Origin of the sequence: Sphaerisporangium sp. NPDC051011 (assembly GCF_040653595.1) — a bacterium.
Lineage (GTDB): Bacteria > Actinomycetota > Actinomycetes > Streptosporangiales > Streptosporangiaceae > Sphaerisporangium.
Window position 1 is genome coordinate 137809 of the sequence record NZ_JBFAGG010000004.1, and the last position, 17034, is coordinate 154842.

Annotated in this window: 12 protein-coding genes; 5 read left to right on the plus strand and 7 right to left on the minus strand. The window is 72.0% G+C overall.

Annotation, left to right across the window (positions count from 1 at the left end):
- Window positions 1-54: 54 nt before the first annotated feature.
- A complete protein-coding gene (locus AB0H21_RS10980; RefSeq protein ID WP_358514495.1) occupies window positions 55-1014 on the minus strand; it encodes a M12 family metallopeptidase in 960 nt (319 codons plus the stop codon).
- Window positions 1015-1448: 434 nt separating this feature from the next.
- Here AB0H21_RS10980 and AB0H21_RS10985 point away from each other — a divergent pair, with 434 nt between their 5' ends.
- A complete protein-coding gene (locus AB0H21_RS10985; RefSeq protein WP_358514497.1) occupies window positions 1449-2747 on the plus strand; it encodes a trypsin-like peptidase domain-containing protein in 1299 nt (432 codons plus the stop codon).
- 169 nt (window positions 2748-2916) lie between these two features.
- Here the strand turns inward: AB0H21_RS10985 and cydC are convergent, their stop codons facing one another.
- From cydC to AB0H21_RS11005, 4 genes are read right to left on the minus strand one after another with little or no spacing between them, the layout of a single operon-like run.
- The gene (gene cydC, locus AB0H21_RS10990) at window positions 2917-4677 is read right to left on the minus strand and encodes a thiol reductant ABC exporter subunit CydC (protein ID WP_358514499.1); all 1761 of its coding nucleotides are present in this window, start codon (window positions 4675-4677) and stop codon (window positions 2917-2919) included.
- Window positions 4678-4685: 8 nt separating this feature from the next.
- Entirely contained in the window at window positions 4686-6461 is a 1776-nt protein-coding gene (cydD, locus tag AB0H21_RS10995) for a thiol reductant ABC exporter subunit CydD (RefSeq protein WP_358514501.1), read from the minus strand.
- A 7-nt stretch (window positions 6462-6468) separates the two neighbouring features.
- Entirely contained in the window at window positions 6469-7272 is an 804-nt protein-coding gene (locus AB0H21_RS11000; RefSeq protein WP_358514503.1) for a cytochrome d ubiquinol oxidase subunit II, read from the minus strand.
- A gap of 40 nt (window positions 7273-7312) precedes the next feature.
- Entirely contained in the window at window positions 7313-8497 is a 1185-nt protein-coding gene (locus AB0H21_RS11005; protein ID WP_358514505.1) for a cytochrome ubiquinol oxidase subunit I, read from the minus strand.
- An 86-nt stretch (window positions 8498-8583) separates the two neighbouring features.
- Between AB0H21_RS11005 and AB0H21_RS11010 the strand changes: the two genes are divergently transcribed.
- A complete protein-coding gene (locus AB0H21_RS11010; RefSeq protein WP_358514507.1) occupies window positions 8584-8925 on the plus strand; it encodes a helix-turn-helix transcriptional regulator in 342 nt (113 codons plus the stop codon).
- A 15-nt stretch (window positions 8926-8940) separates the two neighbouring features.
- Here the strand turns inward: AB0H21_RS11010 and AB0H21_RS11015 are convergent, their stop codons facing one another.
- A complete protein-coding gene (locus AB0H21_RS11015) occupies window positions 8941-9642 on the minus strand; it encodes a permease prefix domain 1-containing protein (protein ID WP_358514509.1) in 702 nt (233 codons plus the stop codon).
- A 127-nt stretch (window positions 9643-9769) separates the two neighbouring features.
- Window positions 9770-11272, minus strand: coding sequence for a pentapeptide repeat-containing protein (locus AB0H21_RS11020; RefSeq protein WP_358514511.1), 1503 nt, complete (start codon window positions 11270-11272; stop codon window positions 9770-9772).
- A 216-nt stretch (window positions 11273-11488) separates the two neighbouring features.
- On the opposite strand from AB0H21_RS11020, the gene AB0H21_RS11025 reads away from it, so the two are divergent.
- The 3 genes from AB0H21_RS11025 (at window position 11489) to AB0H21_RS11035 (ending at window position 16997) form a co-directional block, all read left to right on the plus strand.
- The gene (locus AB0H21_RS11025; RefSeq protein ID WP_358514513.1) at window positions 11489-13897 is read left to right on the plus strand and encodes an ExeM/NucH family extracellular endonuclease; all 2409 of its coding nucleotides are present in this window, start codon (window positions 11489-11491) and stop codon (window positions 13895-13897) included.
- Between the two features lie 604 nt (window positions 13898-14501).
- Window positions 14502-15311: an SAM-dependent methyltransferase gene (locus AB0H21_RS11030; RefSeq protein ID WP_358514515.1), complete on the plus strand. Its 810-nt coding sequence runs from the start codon at window positions 14502-14504 to the stop codon at window positions 15309-15311.
- Window positions 15312-16043: 732 nt separating this feature from the next.
- Window positions 16044-16997 carry a membrane dipeptidase gene (locus AB0H21_RS11035; RefSeq protein WP_358514517.1) on the plus strand — a complete coding sequence of 318 codons (954 nt, stop codon included), beginning with the start codon at window positions 16044-16046 and terminating at the stop codon, window positions 16995-16997.
- The last annotated feature ends 37 nt before the right edge of the window (window positions 16998-17034 follow it).

Genomic DNA, 17034 nt, shown 5'->3' on the forward strand with positions numbered 1-17034 from the left:
CGTAGGGGGGCCCGCCCCCACGCGTTCTCCCGGCCGGGCTCCGGTGGGCAGGCGTCAAGGGCAGCCGTAAAGGCCGCGGACGGCGGCCAGGTCCACCTTGCTGAAGCCCTTTCTCTGGCCGATCTCGACGGGGAGCGCCGGCACGAGCGTGTCCTGCCCGTTGCTGCTGAAGAATTTCCTCCCGTAGAGCATCACGGAATCGTAGTCGAGCGTTCCGAAGAGCCGGTTGCGTGGAAGGTCGAGTTTCCGGAACTGCGACTCGTATCCGGGAATGACGTTCTCCAGGTGAACGGTCACCGCGCCGTCGCGGTCGGACCGCGAATGCTCGTGGTAGAAGCCGAGCGCGTGCATGAGTTCGTGAATGGCGATGCCCTTGTGCTCACATCCCGGGCCTATCGAGAGTTCCTGTCCCGCGCCCCCGACCCGGCCCACGTAGGAATAGCAGCCGTGGCCCTGGACGATGTTCAGATAGCTCTCCTCCGTCGTGCGCGGGACGAAATGCACGCAGGTCTGGATGTGGAAGTCCTTCATCGCCTCCTCGACCGCGGTGCGGGCCGCGGCCGGGAGCTGCGGGGACAACACGAAGGGCACCGTCCGCTCCGGCCACAGGGCGCCCGCCTGGGTGGTGGCCGTCCCGGCGTCCCCCACCCGGCAGCCGCGCGACCGTGCCGGGGCCTCGCCGAAGGGGGCGGCGACCCTGCCGGGCGGGGGCGGGACGGTGTCCGTGACCTCGTCCATCACCTGGGGGAACACCCCCGGGAGGCGGATCTTTCCGGACGCGGCCTCGCCGGGCGTCCCGATGACGATGTCGCCCTCGGTGACGGCGTACCCGTCGATGTCGACGTACCCGACCGTGTACGGACGGCCGGATATATCGGGAATGGTGATGGAAAGCGGCGGAAGTTCGGTCTGCTGCTGCCACACCCAGTCGAACGGGTCGTCCTCGGCGGACGCGGATGGGACGCCCGCCGTCAGGCCGGACAGTGCGATCGCCAATATCACGACTATTCGCATGAATTTCCCCCCGAAAGGCGCCCGTATGGGTTCACGGGCGATCGCGGGTGAACCTACCCGGCGGCCATCCGGAATTCCCGACGCCCGTTCCGCGATGACCGCCCCGTGACGGGAGCCGGTCGTCCCGTTTCCCTTTCCCTGTACGGCCCGGCCGAATGCGATTTTTCACCATTTCCCCGGCGCGGGGCGGCCCGCGAACGCCCTTCCGGATTTCCCGCGCCCGGCCGGTCCGGAGACCGCGACGGCCGCGCCACGAGGCCCCGCCGCGTCGATACCCCCGCCCTCCGCGCCCCTCGGCGCGGGCCCCGGTGACCTTCAGGCAACTTCCAGTTACGGCTTAGGCAGCTCTTATCGTCCGTTTGTCATCCTTGAATTACCGGTCCGAAGCCGGCCGCCGCCGAATGGCGGCGAGTGCGGATGACTGCGAGGAAGAGATGAGCACCGAAGACCCGCGTGAGCAGACGAGTGAAAACACCACTCCGGTTGAGATGCCCGGTTCGCGAGGGTGGAGCCAGTTCGGCAGCACGCCGCCCGAGGCGGGCGGCTACCAGCGGACCTGGATCCCCGCCGCGATGCCTGCCGCTCCCGTGCGGAGCGACGCCGACTGGTGGACCACCGGGCGCAAGGCCATCGCCGGGCTCGCGCTGGCCGCCGTGGCCGTCGGAGGCGGGGCCGCGGGGGCCTTCGTCGCCACGGCGTCCGCCTCGGGAGGCCAGCCCGTGATCACCAGCCCGATCACCCGGCCGGCGTCCGACTCCACCGTGACCACCGTGGCCGACGTCGCCAAGGCCGTGCAGCCCTCGGTGGTATCGATCATGGTGACCGGCCAGGCCGGGCAGGCCGAGGGCTCGGGCGTGATCCTCTCCGCGGACGGCCTGATCCTCACCAACAACCACGTGGTGGCGGGCGTCGGCCAGGGAAGCCGGGTCCAGGTGAAGTTCAGCGACGGCAAGAGCGCCGCCGCAACGATCGTCGGCACCGACCCGGCGACCGACCTCGCCGTAGTCCGGGCGCAGAACGTCTCCGGGCTGACCAAGGCCACCCTGGGCGACAGCGACAAGCTGCGCGTCGGCGACGCCGTCCTCGCCATCGGCAGCCCCCTCGGCCTGGAGGGGTCGGTGACGGCCGGCATCGTCAGCGCGCTCGACCGCACGCTGCGCGTCGGCGGGCAGTCGCAGCAGCAGCCGCAGCTTCCCCCCGGCTGGGGCCCCGGCGGCGGGATGCAGCAGCAGTCACAGGACACCGGGACGACCATCGGCGGCGCCATCCAGACCGACGCGGCCATCAACCCGGGCAACTCCGGCGGCGCGTTGGTCAACGCCTCGGGCCAGGTCGTCGGCATCAACAGCGCCATCGCGACCAACGGCGGCGACGGCAACATCGGCGTCGGCTTCGCGATCCCGATCAACACCGCCTCCCAGGTCGCCGACCAGATCATCAAGACGGGCAAGGCGACGCACGCCTTCCTCGGCGTCAACCTCGCCGACGCGACCGGCGACGCCCAGGGCGCGGTCATCGGCTCGGTGCAGTCCGGCAGCCCCGCCGAGCAGGCGGGCCTCAAGGCCGGCGACCTGATCACCAAGCTGGACGGCAAGCCGGTCGCCGGGGCCGAGACCGTGGTCGGCGCCGTCCGCGGCTACCGTCCGGGCACCAAGGTGACGCTGACCTACGTGCGCAACGGATCCACCAGCACCGTGACGGTGACGCTCACCGAGAAGACCGTCGCGAGCTGACCACCGGCCCCTCGGAGGGGGTAGGGGCGGGGAACGCGCCGCCGGGACCACCACGGTCCCGGCGGCGCCGCCGTTCCCGGGGCCACGCAGGGGGCTTCGCCGGAGCCGTGCGGCTCCGCCGGGGGCCGCGGGCCGGAAGAGGGCCGGCGCGGCGTCCGGAGGGGGGCGCTCAGCGGCGGCCGGAGGTCAGCGCCTCCGACTCCCACAGGTCGCGGTAGTAGCCGGGGGCGGACACCAGCTCGTCGTGGCGCCCGCGCTGCGCCACCCGTCCCTCCGACAGGACGACGATCTCGTCCACGTCCTCCAGGCCGCGCAGGCGGTGGGTGACCAGCACCGTCGTGCGCCCGTGCGTCACGTCCAGCAGGTCGGCCATCAGTGCGTCCGCCGTCGTCTCGTCCAGGGACTCGGCGGGCTCGTCCAGCAGCAGCACCTCGGGGTCGCGCAGCAGCGCCCGGGCCAGCGCCAGCCGCTGGAGCTGGCCGCCCGAGACCGTGCGGCCGTCCTCGCCGAGCGTCACGTCCCAGCCGGTCCGCTCGACGAAGGCGTCCAGGCGGGCGCGGAGCACGGCCCGCGCGAGCTCGTCCTCGCCCGCCTCCGGGCCGGCCAGGCGCAGGTTGTCGCGCAGCGAGGCGCGGAAGACGTACGGGTCCTGGGTCAGGCCGGTGATCCTCTCCCGGACGTCGTCGGGGGACAGGTCGCGGACGTCCACGCCGTTGAGGGCGATCCGTCCCGAGGAGAAGTCGGCGACGCGCATCAGGGCCGCGAGCAGCGTGCTCTTGCCCGCGCCGCTCGGCCCGACCACGGCCACCCGCTTGCCCGGGGTCAGCGTGAGGGACACGCCGTCGAGCGCCGGAGGCCGGTCCGCGGAGTGCCGGACGATCAGGTCCTCCACCTCGACGGTCAGCGGGCCCTCGGGCGGGGCCGCCGCCGCGGCGGGCTCGGCGACGGCGGGCGGCGTGGCACGGACCTCCCGCAACCGGCGCAGCGCCGCCATGACCCCGGCCAGTCGCTCGCCCGCCGCGGGCAGCGGCAGGACGGGCTCGAACGACACCAGGGCGGTGAGCGCCAGGACGGCCGTCGGCACCTGGCCCAGGCCGGCGCGCGAGGCGGTCAGCACGATCGCCGCGACGGTCAGGCCCTGCACCAGCGTGCCGAGGGCGAGCGCCGCCGCGCCGGCCAGCGACTGGCGGCGTTCGAGCGCCGCGAGCCGCTCGCCGGCCTTCGCCGAGGCGGCCAGGGCGCGCTCGCCCGCACCGTAGGCGGCGAGGTCGGCGGCGCCGTGCACCAGGTCGGCCACCCGGGCGGCGAGCTCGGCCCGCGCCGGGGCCAGCCGCGCCGACCAGTGCCGTGCGGCCACGTTCGTCACGACCGGCAGCGCCACCCCCGCCACGGCCAGCCCAGCGACCAGCACCAGCGCGGCGGCGGGCAGCAGGAAGGCGGCCAGCGTCACGGCGGCGGCCGCGGTGACCGCGCCGGCGATCGCGGGCAGCAGGCAGCGGACGAGCAGGTCCTGGACGGCGTCGGTGTCGTCCACCATGCGGCTCAGCAGGTCGGCGCCCCGGTGCCCGAGCGGCCCCGAGGGGATCAGCGCCTCGTACAGGCGCTCACGGGTGGTGGCCTGGGCGCGCAGCGCGACGTCGTGGCCGGCCAGGCGCTCGCCGTACCGGAACAGGCCGCGGCTGGTCGCGAACGCGCGGACGGCGACGATCGCCACGCTCAGGGCCGCGAGCTCCGGCTGCTGCGCCGCCCGCGTGATCAGCCACGCGGCCGCGCCGATCAGCCCGAGCGCCGCCAGCTCGGCCGCGGCCCCGGCCGCCGCCGCGGCCACCAGCCGCCCGCGTCCGCTGCGCGGGGGAGCCGTGCCGGTGGGGGTGCCGGCCGGAGCGGCACCGGTGGGAGCGGGGCCCGGGGTCGCCGGAGTGGAGTCCATGTGCCTTCTCACTCTCCCGGCCTCGCCAGGCCGGCGGGGACGCGGGTGACGGCGCGGTCGGAGACGATCCTGCCGCCCTCGACGCGGACGACGCGGTCCGCCAGGTCGAGCATCGCCGGGCGGTGCGCGACGATGATCGCGGTCCGGCCCTCGGCGAGCGTCCGCGTGGCCTCGACGATCGCCGCCTCGCTGCGGCCGTCCAGGCGCGCGGTGGGCTCGTCCAGCAGCAGGACCTCGGCCTCGGGACGGCAGAACGCGCGGGCGAGCGCCAGCCGCTGCCGCTGGCCCGCCGACAGGTCCGCCCCGCGTTCGCCGATGACGGTCGCGTACCCGTCGGGGAGGGCGTCCACGAACTCGGCGGCCCGCGCCGCGAGGGCCGCCGCGCACACCTGCTCGGGGGACGCCGCCGAGCCCAGCGCGATGTTGGCGGACACCGTGTCGGCGAACAGATGGGGACGCTGCGGCACGAACGCCAGCCGCGCGCGCCACCGGTCCGGATCGACGCCGGCGAGGTCGGCGGCGCCGACGAGCACCCGTCCCTCGGACGGCGTCACGAACCCGAGCAGCAGGTGGAGCAGCGTGCTCTTGCCCGCGCCGCTCTCCCCGGCCAGCGCGACCCGCTCGCCCGGCGCGATCACCAGCGACACGTCCGTCAGCGCGGCGTCCTCCCGCCCGGGATACCGGACGGTGACCCCTTCCAGCCGGATCTCCGGCACGCCGGGCGGCACGAGGGTGGGAGGCGTCGCCGCCACGCGAGCCCGCACGGCCGGTCCGGGGCGGTCGCCGTCCTCCTTCGCCGCCGGGCTGGACGATGTCACCTTCCCACGACCGTCCTCGTCCTCGTCCTCGTCCCCGGCGCCGGACAGGACGGCGAAGGCGTCGTCGGCGGCGGCGACGCCCTCCATGGCGGCGTGGAACCTGGTGCCCATCGCGCGCAACGGGATGTACGCCTCGGGGGCGAGCAGCAGGACCAGCAGGGCGACGCGCAGGTCCAGCGAGCCGGACAGCAGCCGCAGCCCGACCGGCACGGCCACCAGTGCCAGCGACAGCGAGGCCACCAGCTCCAGGACCAGCGAGGACAGGAAGGCGACGCGCAGCGTCCGCATGGTCGCCGACCGGTGGGCGTCGGCGACCTGCCGGATCACCGTCGCCTGGTAGCGGGCCCGCCCGAAGGCGCGCAGCGTCGGAAGGCCGCGCACCACGTCCAGGAAGTGCCCCCCGAGCTGGGACAGCGCCCGCCACTGCCGGTCGGTGACCTCCTTGGTGCGCCACCCGACCAGCGCGCCGAACACGGGGATCAGCGGCAGCGTCAGCAGGACGATGACCGCGGTGCCGAGGTCGGCCGTGAACAGCCGGACCAGCACGGCGACGGGCACCACGCCCGCGACGGCCACCGCGGGCAGGTAGCCGGTGACGTACGGGTCCAGGGCGTCCAGGCCGCGCCCGGCGAGCGTGACGAGCTCGCCGGAGCGGCGCGCGGTGAGCCGCGCGGGACCGAGCTCGCCGAGCCGCGCCAGCAGGCGGTGGCGCAGCACCGATTTCAGCGCCGTGGCCGTGCGCCCGGCGGCGGCGCCCTGGACCAGGCCGAACAGGGCCCGCGCCGCGACCACCCCCGCCAGCGGGATCAGCGCCGCGGTCGTGAACGCCCCCGACAGCACGCCGGACAGCAGCTCGGCCTGCGCCAGCACCAGCAGCCCGGCGAGCACGGCCGCCGCCACGCACGCGAACAGGTGGACGCGGACGGCCTGCTCGGCCCGCGCCAGGCGCAGAAGGTCTCGGTGCATCGGTTCCCTAGAAGAACGAGGGGATACGGGCGGCGACGCCGGTGGACCCGAGGGGGCCGAACGTCCTCCATACCCATACTTGCGCCCCCACGAGGATGGGAGTGACCGGAAGGGCGATGACACTGAGCACATTCAGCGTCGCCGGTGACGCCACGTGGTCGGTCAGTGACGGGACGAGCGCGGCCAGCGGGACCGCGGCGGGCAGGGCGGCCACGACGGCGGTCAGCAGCAGCCGCCGTCCCGTGCGTGCCGCCTCGGCCCTGCCGGACAGGCGCCAGGCCACGAACGAGCGGCCGTGGAAGGCGAACGCGGCGGCGACCACGGCCCCCGACAGCAGGCCCACCAGGTCGAACGGCTGGGAGGGCAGCTCTCTGACCAGTGAGGCCAGGGCGACGCCCCACGACAGCGCGAGGCCCCAGGAGCCCGCGCAGAGCACCGCGTCCCAGAAGCCCCGCCAGGCGTCGCCGTCGAGCCTGCGGCGGAACCACAGGCCCGCGTCCCGCAGGATCCAGGACACCAGCAGCGCGACCACGACCGGGTACATGCCGCTGAGCACGGTGCCCTCCAGGGCGGGGAAGGCGCCGAACAGCGTCCCGGCCAGCGCCACGAGCCAGACCTCGTTGGCGAGCACGTACGGGGCCATCGCCGCCACCAGGCGGTCACGGTGCCGGGCGCGGCCGCCGGGTTCGCCGGCGTGCTCGCCCGCGCGGGCGAGCCAGGGGAGCGTCATGCCGACGCCGATGTCGAAGCCTTCCAGCGCGAAATAGCCGACCAGCAGCACGGCCAGGACCGCGAGCCAGATGATCTCCATGGGGGGAGCTCCTAGAAATATGGTCAGGGGGAGGCGGCGGTCACAGGGCGAGCGCCGGCGCGGGTGAGGGGTCGGCGGGCTCGGCCGCGCCGAGGGAGACCTGGTCCGGGCCGCGGCGCACGGCCCGCGCGATCAGCAGGTAGTCGACCACGGCGAGCAGCCCGAGCACGCCCACGAAGGCGATGAACGAGAACGTGACCATGCCCGTGGTCAGGCCGGGGGAGATGGCGTCGGCCACGCGCAGGCGGCCGAACACCAGCCACGGCTGGCGGCCGATCTCGCGGGCGAGCCAGCCCATGATCGCGGCGACGAAGGGCAGCGGCGTCATGAGCATGAGCAGCGGGTGCAGCCAGCGGGTGCGGGCGAGCACGTCGCGGATCAGCAGCGGCAGCATGCCGAACATCACGACGAATTGGACGAGCTGGCCGATGGTCATCATGGTGACGAGGGCGGCGTCGGTGACGGGGGTCTCGAACTTGTTCGGCTGGATGTCGTTGACGAAGCCGAATTGGGCGTACCCGAACCCGACCGCGAGCGTGGCGCCGACGAACCCCCACACCACGCCGGTGCGCAGCGAGCGGCGGAAGAACTCCTGGTCGGCGGTGCGCCGGAACAGGTGGTAGGCGCTGGCGCCAATGATCACGAAGCTGCCCGTGAACAGCCCGGCGCCGATGACGTGCGGGAACGCCATGACCAGGCTGGGGTTGGTGAGCAGCGCGCCGAAGTCGGCCAGGGCCAGGTGGTCGCCCCGCTGGACGGTGCCGGCCGGGTGCTGGAGGAAGGAGTTGGCCACCATGATCCAGAAGGCGCTCGCGTAGGCCGTGAGCGTCACCAGCCAGATGCAGGCCAGGTGCAGCTTCTTCGGCAGGCGGTTCCAGCCGAAGATCCACAGCCCGAGGAAGGTGGACTCCAGGAAGAAGGCGACCAGGGTCTCGATCGCCAGCGGGGCGCCGAACACGTCCCCGGCGTAGTGGGAGAGCCGGCTCCAGGTGAGGCCGAACTGGAACTCCATCACCAGCCCGGTGAACACGCCCAGCGCGTAGTTGATCACGTAGATCTGGCCCCAGAACCGCGTCATGCGCTCGAACACCGGCTTGCCGGTGACGACGTGGCGCGTCTGCATGATCGCCACGAGGGGGGCCAGGCCGAGCGTCAGCACGACGAACAGGAAGTGCAGGCTTCCCGTCACCGCGAACTGCGTCCGTGCCAGGTCGAGCACGTTCATGGTCACTCTTCTCTAGTTGTGCCTGTCTACATATAGAGAGCCTACATGTAGACTGCCTACATGAAGCACGTGGATGGGCTTGCCGGATGAACGCCGACGCGCTGCGCGGTCACATGGACGCCTTGCTCCTGTCCGTCCTGGAGCACGAGCCGCTGCACGGGTACGCGATCATCGAGGCGTTGCAGGTCCGCAGCGGGGGCGCGCTCAGCGTGCCCACCGGCACCGTCTATCCCGCGCTGCGCCGGCTGGAGCGCCTGGGCTACCTCACCAGCGAGTGGGCGACCGTCGGCGGCCGCAAACGCCGCACCTACCGCCTCACGCGGGCCGGGCACGCCGCGCTGGCGGGGGAGCGTTCGGCCTGGCGGCGGTTCACCGACGCCGTCGGCGGCGTCCTCGCCCCGCGTTCCCCGGAGAGCCCCGCCCGGTGACGGGCCCGGCCGCGGTCAGCTCACGGCCTCCCGCCCCCTCGGCGGCGTCGCCCGGCGGGAGACGAGCAGGCAGCGCGTCGCGCTGAACAGCAGCGAGCCCGCGACGGCGTAGCTGAAGAGGCAGGCGAAGAGGCCCGCGGGGAAGAGGTCCGCGTCCCGCAGCCCGGTCCCGCGCCCCAGCGTCAGCGCGGCCGACATGCCGATCACCAGCGGGACCTGGATCCACAGCAGGACGCCCAGGGCCCTGGTGACGATCTTGGGGTTGCGGTGCCGCAGCGGGCCGCGCGCCAGCGTCAGCAGCGCCAGCGCGCCGAGGACGCCCATGCCGAACTGGAACCAGTCGAGGAACTGGGCCAGCGGGGAGAACCACACGGGCTTGACCGGCGTCCACGGGTTCTGCGGGTAGATGCGCCAGATCACGCTCCAGATGACCGTGGACAACGGGACGCTCACGAACAGCACCGCGGCCGTCCTGCGGCCCTGGCAGGCGGCCAGCTCATCCTGGTAGCCGGGGGCGATCTCGGTCACCATGCCGAACTCGGCGACCGCCAGGCGCTCCGCCTCGTCCCGGTCCATGCCCTCGGCCAGGTAGGCGTCGGCGGTGTCGGTCAGGCTGTCGCGCGCCTCCGCGATCATGTCCCGCCGGACCCGAAGCGGCCCGCGCAGCGTGCGGGCGAGCGTCGTCACGAAGTCGTCGATGACACTCGCGCTCGCCATGTGCTCCCCAGGGACGGCCGTGATGAAATGCGCCCCTATTGTCGCCTGGAGGGGGTCCGGCCCGGAATCCGGGGAATCCCTGACACGTCCCTGGTGACCTCTCGTGGGACACGGGTTCCGGGGACGGTCAGCCGGCGCCCGTCGTGAGGCGGTGGACGACCGGCACCGGCACCGGCACCGGGACGGTGGAGCGGTGGGCGGCCGGGGTCGGCTGCGGGTGCCCGGCCGGGCGGCGCGCGGTGTGCGCGGCGGCGCTCCAGAACAGCACCACGGCGGTCACCGCGGCCACGAGCGCCATCCACCCGAGCGTGCGCCCGAGCCGCAGCCCGTACCCGCAGGCCAGCCAGTACAGCGACAGCGCCACCTTGACGCGGCCCGGAGGGCTCCCCATCCGGCGCATCTCCATGGCCCCGAACGCGAAGTCGGCCGAGGTCCGCTCGTCGTCCACGGCCGGGCGCAGCCGCTCGTACAGGGTGGCGAGGCGGCCGGGGTCCAGCGGCTGCTCCGCGCGCGGCGACCATCCGCGCCAGGCGTGCTCGTCGGCGAGGACGCGGCGCCGCGTCCACCAGCGGACCGGCGGCCAGCCCGGTTCCAGGCGCACGCCGGCCGGGGTGCGGGCGAACAGGCAGTCCGACAGGCGCAGGCCCTCCGGGTTGCGCAGCCGGCCGAGCGCGCACGCGCGCAGGTCCGCGCCGGTCAGCGTGAGCGCGCCGGCGTCCAGGCGGTCCAGGGAGACCACCCGCATCCGTCCCATGTGCCGGGTCAGGTCCGCGGGGCCCGCCAGCGTCGCGTCCCGCAGGTCGACGTCGGCGTCCGACAGGCGCGCGGTGAACCGGCCCGCGAGACCGGCGGCGCGCAGGTCGACGCGGCAGCCCCCGGTGTCGAGGTGGAGCGCCGCCGAGGCGCGGACCTCCGGCAGCGACAGCCGCCGCCCGACCCGCATGGGCCCGAGGTAGGCGGTGCTGTGGAAGCGCACCCCCTCGAACCCGGCGGTGCCCGCGCAGGCCGCGGCGCGGAACGACAGGGCCCGGCGGAAGCGCGCCCCCCGGAAGATCGCGTCGCCGTCGAACGTGGCCCCGTCGAAGGCGGCGAACCCGTGGAACTCCGCGCCGCGGAACGAGGCGTCCCTGCCGAACCGCGCGTCGCCGAACAGCGCGTCGCTGCCGACGCGGACGTGGTCGAACGCGCCGTGCCCGCGCACGCGCGCGCCGTGCATCGAGAACTCCCGGGAGAACCGCACCTCGCGGAAGGAGACGTTGCGCGTGAAGCGGGTGTCGAAGAAGGAGGCGAGCCGGTCGAAGCGCGCGTGGTCGAACGTCGCGTCACCGGCGAAGACGACCTCGCCGAACCGCGCGGGGCCGGTGAAGAGGGCGCGGTCGAAGCGCGCCCGGCCGAGACGGCGGCCGACGCCGTCGAGGATCCGCGTCAGCAGGTCCTCGTCGAGGGTCGTGCCGCGCACGTCGAGACCCTGGCCGGGGATCAGCCCGCGCAGGACGCCGTCCAGCTCGGCGGGGGCGAGGTGGGCCAGGCACCGCCCGTACGGCTCGCGGGCGATCCCCACGCATTCGGGCGAGGTCTCGCATGTCCGCCAGCCCACGTCTAGCGGGACGATCTTCAACGGGGATGTCATGGCAATGTCATACCCAATGTCGGGCAACGGGTAGCTAAATCGTGATGGAAAGGTGACACAGTGTTGCGGCGATGATCGTTACCCCAGGTCCGCCAAGGTCAGGCCGGACAAGTTTACTGCCGGTCACTCGACATCTAGAGTCAAGATTCACCTTTTTCACCTTCTGTATAGCTCTAGTACAAGATGGCGGGGGTTGGCGCCTTTACGCTCCGGGACATGCGTGCTCTATCCCGGGCGATCGCCGCCCTAGCCGCCGCCGGCGTGGCCATCGCCGGTGTCGCCACCCTCGCCTCCTCCCCGGCCTCCGCGGAGCCGGGCACCGTCGTGATCAGCCAGGTCTACGGAGGGGGCGGCAACTCCGGCGCCCCGCTCACCAACGACTTCGTGGAACTGTTCAACCGCAGCGGCTCCGCCGTCTCCCTCGACGGCTGGTCGCTGCAATATGCCAGCGCCACCGGCACCGGAAACTTCGCGTCCAACAAGCTCAACCTCGCCGGCTCGCTGGCCCCCGGCCAGTACCACCTGGTGCAGCTCGCCGCCGGCACGACGCCGTCCGGCTCCCTGCCCACGCCCGACGCCACGGGCACCCTCAACCTGAGCGGCACGGCCGGCAAGGTCGCGCTGGTCCGCTCGGCCGACGGCCTGGCCTGCAACGGCGGCTCGACGGTCTGCACCGCCGACCAGCTCGCGCTCATCGCCGACCTGGTCGGGTACGGCAACGCCAACTTCTTCGAGGGCACGCCCGCCCCGGCGCTGACCAACGCCACCGCCGCCCTGCGCGGCGACCACGGGTGCGCCGACACCGACGTGAACGCGGACGACTTCACCACCGGCGCCCCCGCGCCCCGCAACTCGGCGACCACGCCGGCCCCCTGCGCCGGGGACCCGACGCCGACGCCGTCCGACACCCCCACCCCGACCCCCACGCCGACCCCGACCGTGACGCCCACGGTCACCCCGACCCCGACCCCGACCCCCACGCCGACGCCCACGGGTGACCCGTGCGAGCTCCCGGCGACCCACGAGATCGCCGAGGTCCAGGGCAGCGGCGACGCCAGCCCGATCACCGGCACCGCCGTGCGCGTCGAGGGCGTCGTCACCGGCGGCTTCCAGGGCACCGGCCAGCTCGGCGGCTTCTACATCCAGGACCCGACCCCCGACGCCGACCCCATGACCTCCGACGCGGTGTTCGTGTACACCACCAAGCCGGCCAAGGTCGGCGACCGCGTCCTGGTCAGCGGCACCGTCGCCGAGTTCAACGGCCTCACCGAGCTCACCTCGGTCTCGGCCGTGGACGTCTGCGGCACCGGCACGATCAAGCCCACGAAGGTGAAGCTCCCGATCGCCGAGGGCGCCTCCTACGAGCCGCTGGAGGGCGTGCTCGTCACGATCCCCGAGAAGCTCACCGTCTCCGAGGTCTACAACCTCGGCCGCTTCGGCGAGGTCACGCTGTCCTCCGAGGGCCGCCTGTTCCAGGCGACCGACCGTCCGGGCGTCGACGCGGCCCTGAACACGCGCCGCTCGATCCTGCTGGACGACGGCTCCAACGTGCAGAACCCGCCGGCGCTGCCGTACCACACCGCGGGCTCCAACACCGTCCGCGTGGGTGACACCACCACGGCGCTCACCGGCATCCTGACCTACGGCTTCAACACCTACCGCATCGAGCCGACCCAGCCGGTCGCCTTCCAGGCGGACAACCCCCGCCCGGCCAAGCCCGAGAAGATCACGGGCAACGTCAAGGTGGCGAGCCTCAACACGCTCAACTGGTTCACCACGCTGAACAAGCGCGGCGCCAACACCACCGAGGAGCGCGACCGCCAGCTCGCCAAGCTGGTCTCCACGCTCAGGGGCCTGAACCCGGACGTCGCCGGCCTCATGGAGGTCGAGAACAACGGCTACACGGCGCTGAACACGCTGATCGACGCCCTCAACGCCGAGGTCGGCGCCGACACCTACAAGGGCATCATCGCGCCCTACACCGGCACCGACGAGATCCAGGTCGCGCTGATCTACAAGCCCGCGGTCGTCAAGCCCGTCGGCCTCCCGGCCTCCTCCAACGACCGGGTGTTCCGCCGCCCGCCGCTGATCCAGCAGTTCAAGCGGGCCAAGGGCAACGACCCCACGACGTTCACGATGATCGTCAACCACTACAAGTCCAAGGGCTGTGACGGCGCCACCGGGGCGGACAAGGACCAGGGCGACGGCCAGAGCTGCTTCAACGCCGAGCGCGTGCGCCAGGCCGAGGCCACGCTGGGCCTGATCGACACCTACAACCTGCCCAACCCGGTCGTGCTCGGCGACCTCAACGCCTACGGCGAGGAGGACCCGATCCACACGCTGGAGGACGGCAAGCTGGTCAGCGTCAGCAAGAAGTTCGTCCCCAAGAAGGACCGCTACAGCTACGTCTTCAGCGGCCTGTCGGGTGAGCTCGACCACGTGCTGGTCAGCAAGCGGCTCGCGAAGATGGTCACCGGCGCCACGATCTGGCACATCAACGCCGACGAGGGCCGGTTCATGGACTACAACACCGAGTTCAACCCGCCCGGCCTCTACTCGCCCGAGGCCTTCCGCTCCTCCGACCACGACCCCCTTCTCTTCGGCCTGGACCTGAAGCAGGACTGACCCTGAACGCATAGAAAGCCCCCGGCACCAGGCTTTCCGATTCGATTAGCGAATCGTAGTTGGGTCGTGGCATACTGTTACCGACACGCCCGACGCCCAGGCGACGTCGGGCACCCTCCCCGGTCAGGCCGTGCACGGCTGTGCACGCCTGACCGGTCAGCGTCCGGAGGGACGTGCTCAACGGGCCGGCGGCTCCGGTTGCCGGCACCAGGACACGAAGACGATCGGTGAATACCGGGCAGCTTGTTGTGCCTTGATTCTGTGTAACGCACAGGATCGCTAAGCCAATCAGAGACGCTTGAACTGGAGACCAGCCGGGGGCTTTCTTCGTTGTGCGCCCAGCATGGGCGATCGCTTGGGGGGAATGTGGGTCTTCTCGCCTGAGCTCGGAGCGCCGTCCGCCGTGCTTCTCGGCGCGGGGGACGGCGTTCTGCTCGACGGCGATGGAATCTTTATGAAGCGCCGGAAGCCACTCGGCGACGGCGACGCGGGCCGTCCCTGATCGACCGCCGGAGACGGTCGAGGGCCCTGGTGGGCTATGTGCACTGTCTGTGCCGAAAATGCCTGATAGGTTAAGATCAAAACGACCTGACGGCGAGCGGGGATGGACATGGAGCAGGCGCCGCTGGGCATCGACCCCACGGTTCCGAGTGTTGCCCGGATCTACGACTACCTTCTCGGCGGCAAGGACAACTTCGCCGCCGATCGCGCGGCCGCGCAGAAGGTCGTCGAGCTGACGCCCAACGCCAAGGAGGGCGTCCAGGCCAACCGCCGATACCTGCGCCGCGCGGTCCGCTTCATGGCCGAGACCGGCGTCCGCCAGTTCCTCGACATCGGCGCCGGCCTGCCCACGCAGGAGAACGTCCACCAGGTGGCACTGGGCGTGGCCCCCGAATCGCGGGTCGTCTACATCGACAACGACCCCATCGTGCTCACCCACGGGCGGGCCCTGCTGGCGGACAACCGGCAGACCATCGTGCTCGACGGCGACCTGCGAGACCCCGAGGCCATCCTCGCCGACCCGCGCGTCACCGCGCACCTCGACTTCGACCGGCCGGTGGGCCTGCTGCTGCTCGCCGTGCTCCACTTCGTCCCCGAGGACGACGTCGCCGAGCGCATCGTCAAGACGCTGCGCGATCGGCTGGCCCCCGGCAGCGCGATGGCGATCAGCCACCTGTCCTTCGGCGACCTCGACGAGGACAAGGTGCGCGAGGGCCGCGAGCTCTACAGCCGCACCTCCGCCGGGTCGGCCACCCCCCGGTCCCGCGCGCAGATCGAGCGTTTCTTCGACGGCTTCGAGATCGTCGAGCCCGGCATCGTCTCCACCGACGACTGGCGTCCCGAGCCGGACGAGCCCAGGCTTCCGCGGCTTCCCGGCGTGGACGGCTTCACCGGCGTCGGCGTCGTCCGCTGATCTCGGGCCTGGTCGATCGCGGAGGTCCTCAAGCGCCCACCCCTGTCCGCACCCCGGATGCGCGTGCTGGAGCGTTCGCCCGATTCCGGGTCCTGATCGCGCGTGTGGCTGAACCGCGCATTCGGCACGGCCTGTCTCCTTTGTCGCATTGTCCGTCGCCAAGGCAGCCACGGCCGTTTCAAGATCACGATCGCGTCGTGAGTGGAGCTTCGGCGTGTCGAAGCCAGGAGTAGGGGCGAAGCTCCGGTAGGACGAGGCCTTCTCACGGATCTTGTCGCCACGCCCCCACGCAAGCCGCCGCCCTCGCCGGCTACGTCCAAGACCACTGGGCCATCGAATCCCTGCACTGAATACGCGACACCTGCTACCGCGAAGACCACAGCAGGGGGCGCACCCGTTCCGGACCCCGCATCCTGGCCGTCGCTGCGCAACCTCGCCATCAGCGCTCTCCGCCTGGCCGGGCGTCCCGACATCACCGAAGCCACCCGCTGGGCCGGCCGTCACATGACCAGATCCTTCACCATCCTCGGACTCAAATCACGATCTTGAAACTGCCATGTCATGCCGAGGCGGCGTCTGCAGGCCGAGCACGGGAGGGGCCAGATGGGATGGCCAAATTATGTCCCAATGTATTGACGAATTTTTGTCTGCATAACTAGCATCGTCAACACCCCGAGAGAAGGTGTGTGCCTAGCGATGATCAACAGCTATGTCGGTCCGGCGGTGGGCAACGTGATCGCGCTGCACGGGAGCCAGGGTCACCAGGCGCAGGCCCTGCGCACACATCACCTGCCGAGGTGGCGGGCGGGCGGGTTGACCGGTGCGGTGATGCAGGTCAGCGACTGGGCCACGCTCGCCATGCTCCTCTCTGAGGTCGCCCAGTCCGAGGGCGAGCTGGTATTCGTCCGCAACCGGGCCGAGTTCGACAACCGGCCCGCGGGGTCGTTCGGGCTCTTCATTTCGGTGGAGGGTTACCTGTCGTTCGCCGGTGACTTCGACGCTCTCTACGCCCTGTCCGAGCTGGGGATCACCGCGTTCACGTTTTCGCACAACGTGCAGAACGTTCTTTGTACCGGCGCCAACGAGCGCTTCGGCGAGGGTGGCCTGACGCACTTGGGTAAGGCCACGCTCGCGGAGCTCGAGCAGCTGCCGGTGATGGTGGACCTGGTCCACATGTCGCGCGCGTCGTTCTGGGACGCCCTCGACCTGTACTCCGGTGAGGTGTTCGTCTCGCACTCGAACGCCGATGCGGTGAATCCGCATCCGCGCAACCTGACCGACGACCAGATCAAGGCGGTTGCCGAGCGCAACGGTGTGGTCGGGCTGAACAGCTACCGGGGTTACGTCCACCAGGATCCCTTCAAGGCGACGCTGTCGGATCTGCTCGACCATGCGATGCACGTGTACGACCTCGTCGGCCCGGAGCACATGGCGCTCGGTCTCGACTTCTGGGAAGGCCCGATGGAGCAACTCGCCGCGGTGATGGACGCGGTCGACCCGGATGGCTCGCACGGGCTGCACGGCACGGGTACTTCGGTCTACTCCCAGGGCCCGGTCGGGCTCGAGGACATCGGTCACCTGGGGAAGCTCGCCGCCGGTCTGGTCGAGCGCGGGCTCAGCCGGCCTGAGGTCGACCTGGTCACCGGGGGGTCATATCTACGCATGCTCGAGCGGGCCCGGCCCTGACCGGCCGCCGCGACCGTCCCTTCTATCCAGCTAGGAG

Excerpts from the sequence above, each read along its gene's own strand:
- AB0H21_RS11015 (WP_358514509.1), bottom strand. The coding sequence starts at position 9,642 with ATGGCGAGCGCGAGTGTCATCGACGACTTCGTGACGACGCTCGCCCGC.
- AB0H21_RS11005 (WP_358514505.1), bottom strand. The coding sequence starts at position 8,497 with ATGAACGTGCTCGACCTGGCACGGACGCAGTTCGCGGTGACGGGAAGC.
- AB0H21_RS10980 (WP_358514495.1), bottom strand. The coding sequence starts at position 1,014 with ATGCGAATAGTCGTGATATTGGCGATCGCACTGTCCGGCCTGACGGCG.
- AB0H21_RS11010 (WP_358514507.1), top strand. The coding sequence starts at position 8,584 with ATGAACGCCGACGCGCTGCGCGGTCACATGGACGCCTTGCTCCTGTCC.
- cydC (WP_358514499.1), bottom strand. The coding sequence starts at position 4,677 with ATGGACTCCACTCCGGCGACCCCGGGCCCCGCTCCCACCGGTGCCGCT.
- AB0H21_RS10985 (WP_358514497.1), top strand. The coding sequence starts at position 1,449 with ATGAGCACCGAAGACCCGCGTGAGCAGACGAGTGAAAACACCACTCCG.
- AB0H21_RS11030 (WP_358514515.1), top strand. The coding sequence starts at position 14,502 with ATGGACATGGAGCAGGCGCCGCTGGGCATCGACCCCACGGTTCCGAGT.
- cydD (WP_358514501.1), bottom strand. The coding sequence starts at position 6,461 with ATGCACCGAGACCTTCTGCGCCTGGCGCGGGCCGAGCAGGCCGTCCGC.
- AB0H21_RS11025 (WP_358514513.1), top strand. The coding sequence starts at position 11,489 with ATGCGTGCTCTATCCCGGGCGATCGCCGCCCTAGCCGCCGCCGGCGTG.
- AB0H21_RS11020 (WP_358514511.1), bottom strand. The coding sequence starts at position 11,272 with ATGACATCCCCGTTGAAGATCGTCCCGCTAGACGTGGGCTGGCGGACA.
- AB0H21_RS11000 (WP_358514503.1), bottom strand. The coding sequence starts at position 7,272 with ATGGAGATCATCTGGCTCGCGGTCCTGGCCGTGCTGCTGGTCGGCTAT.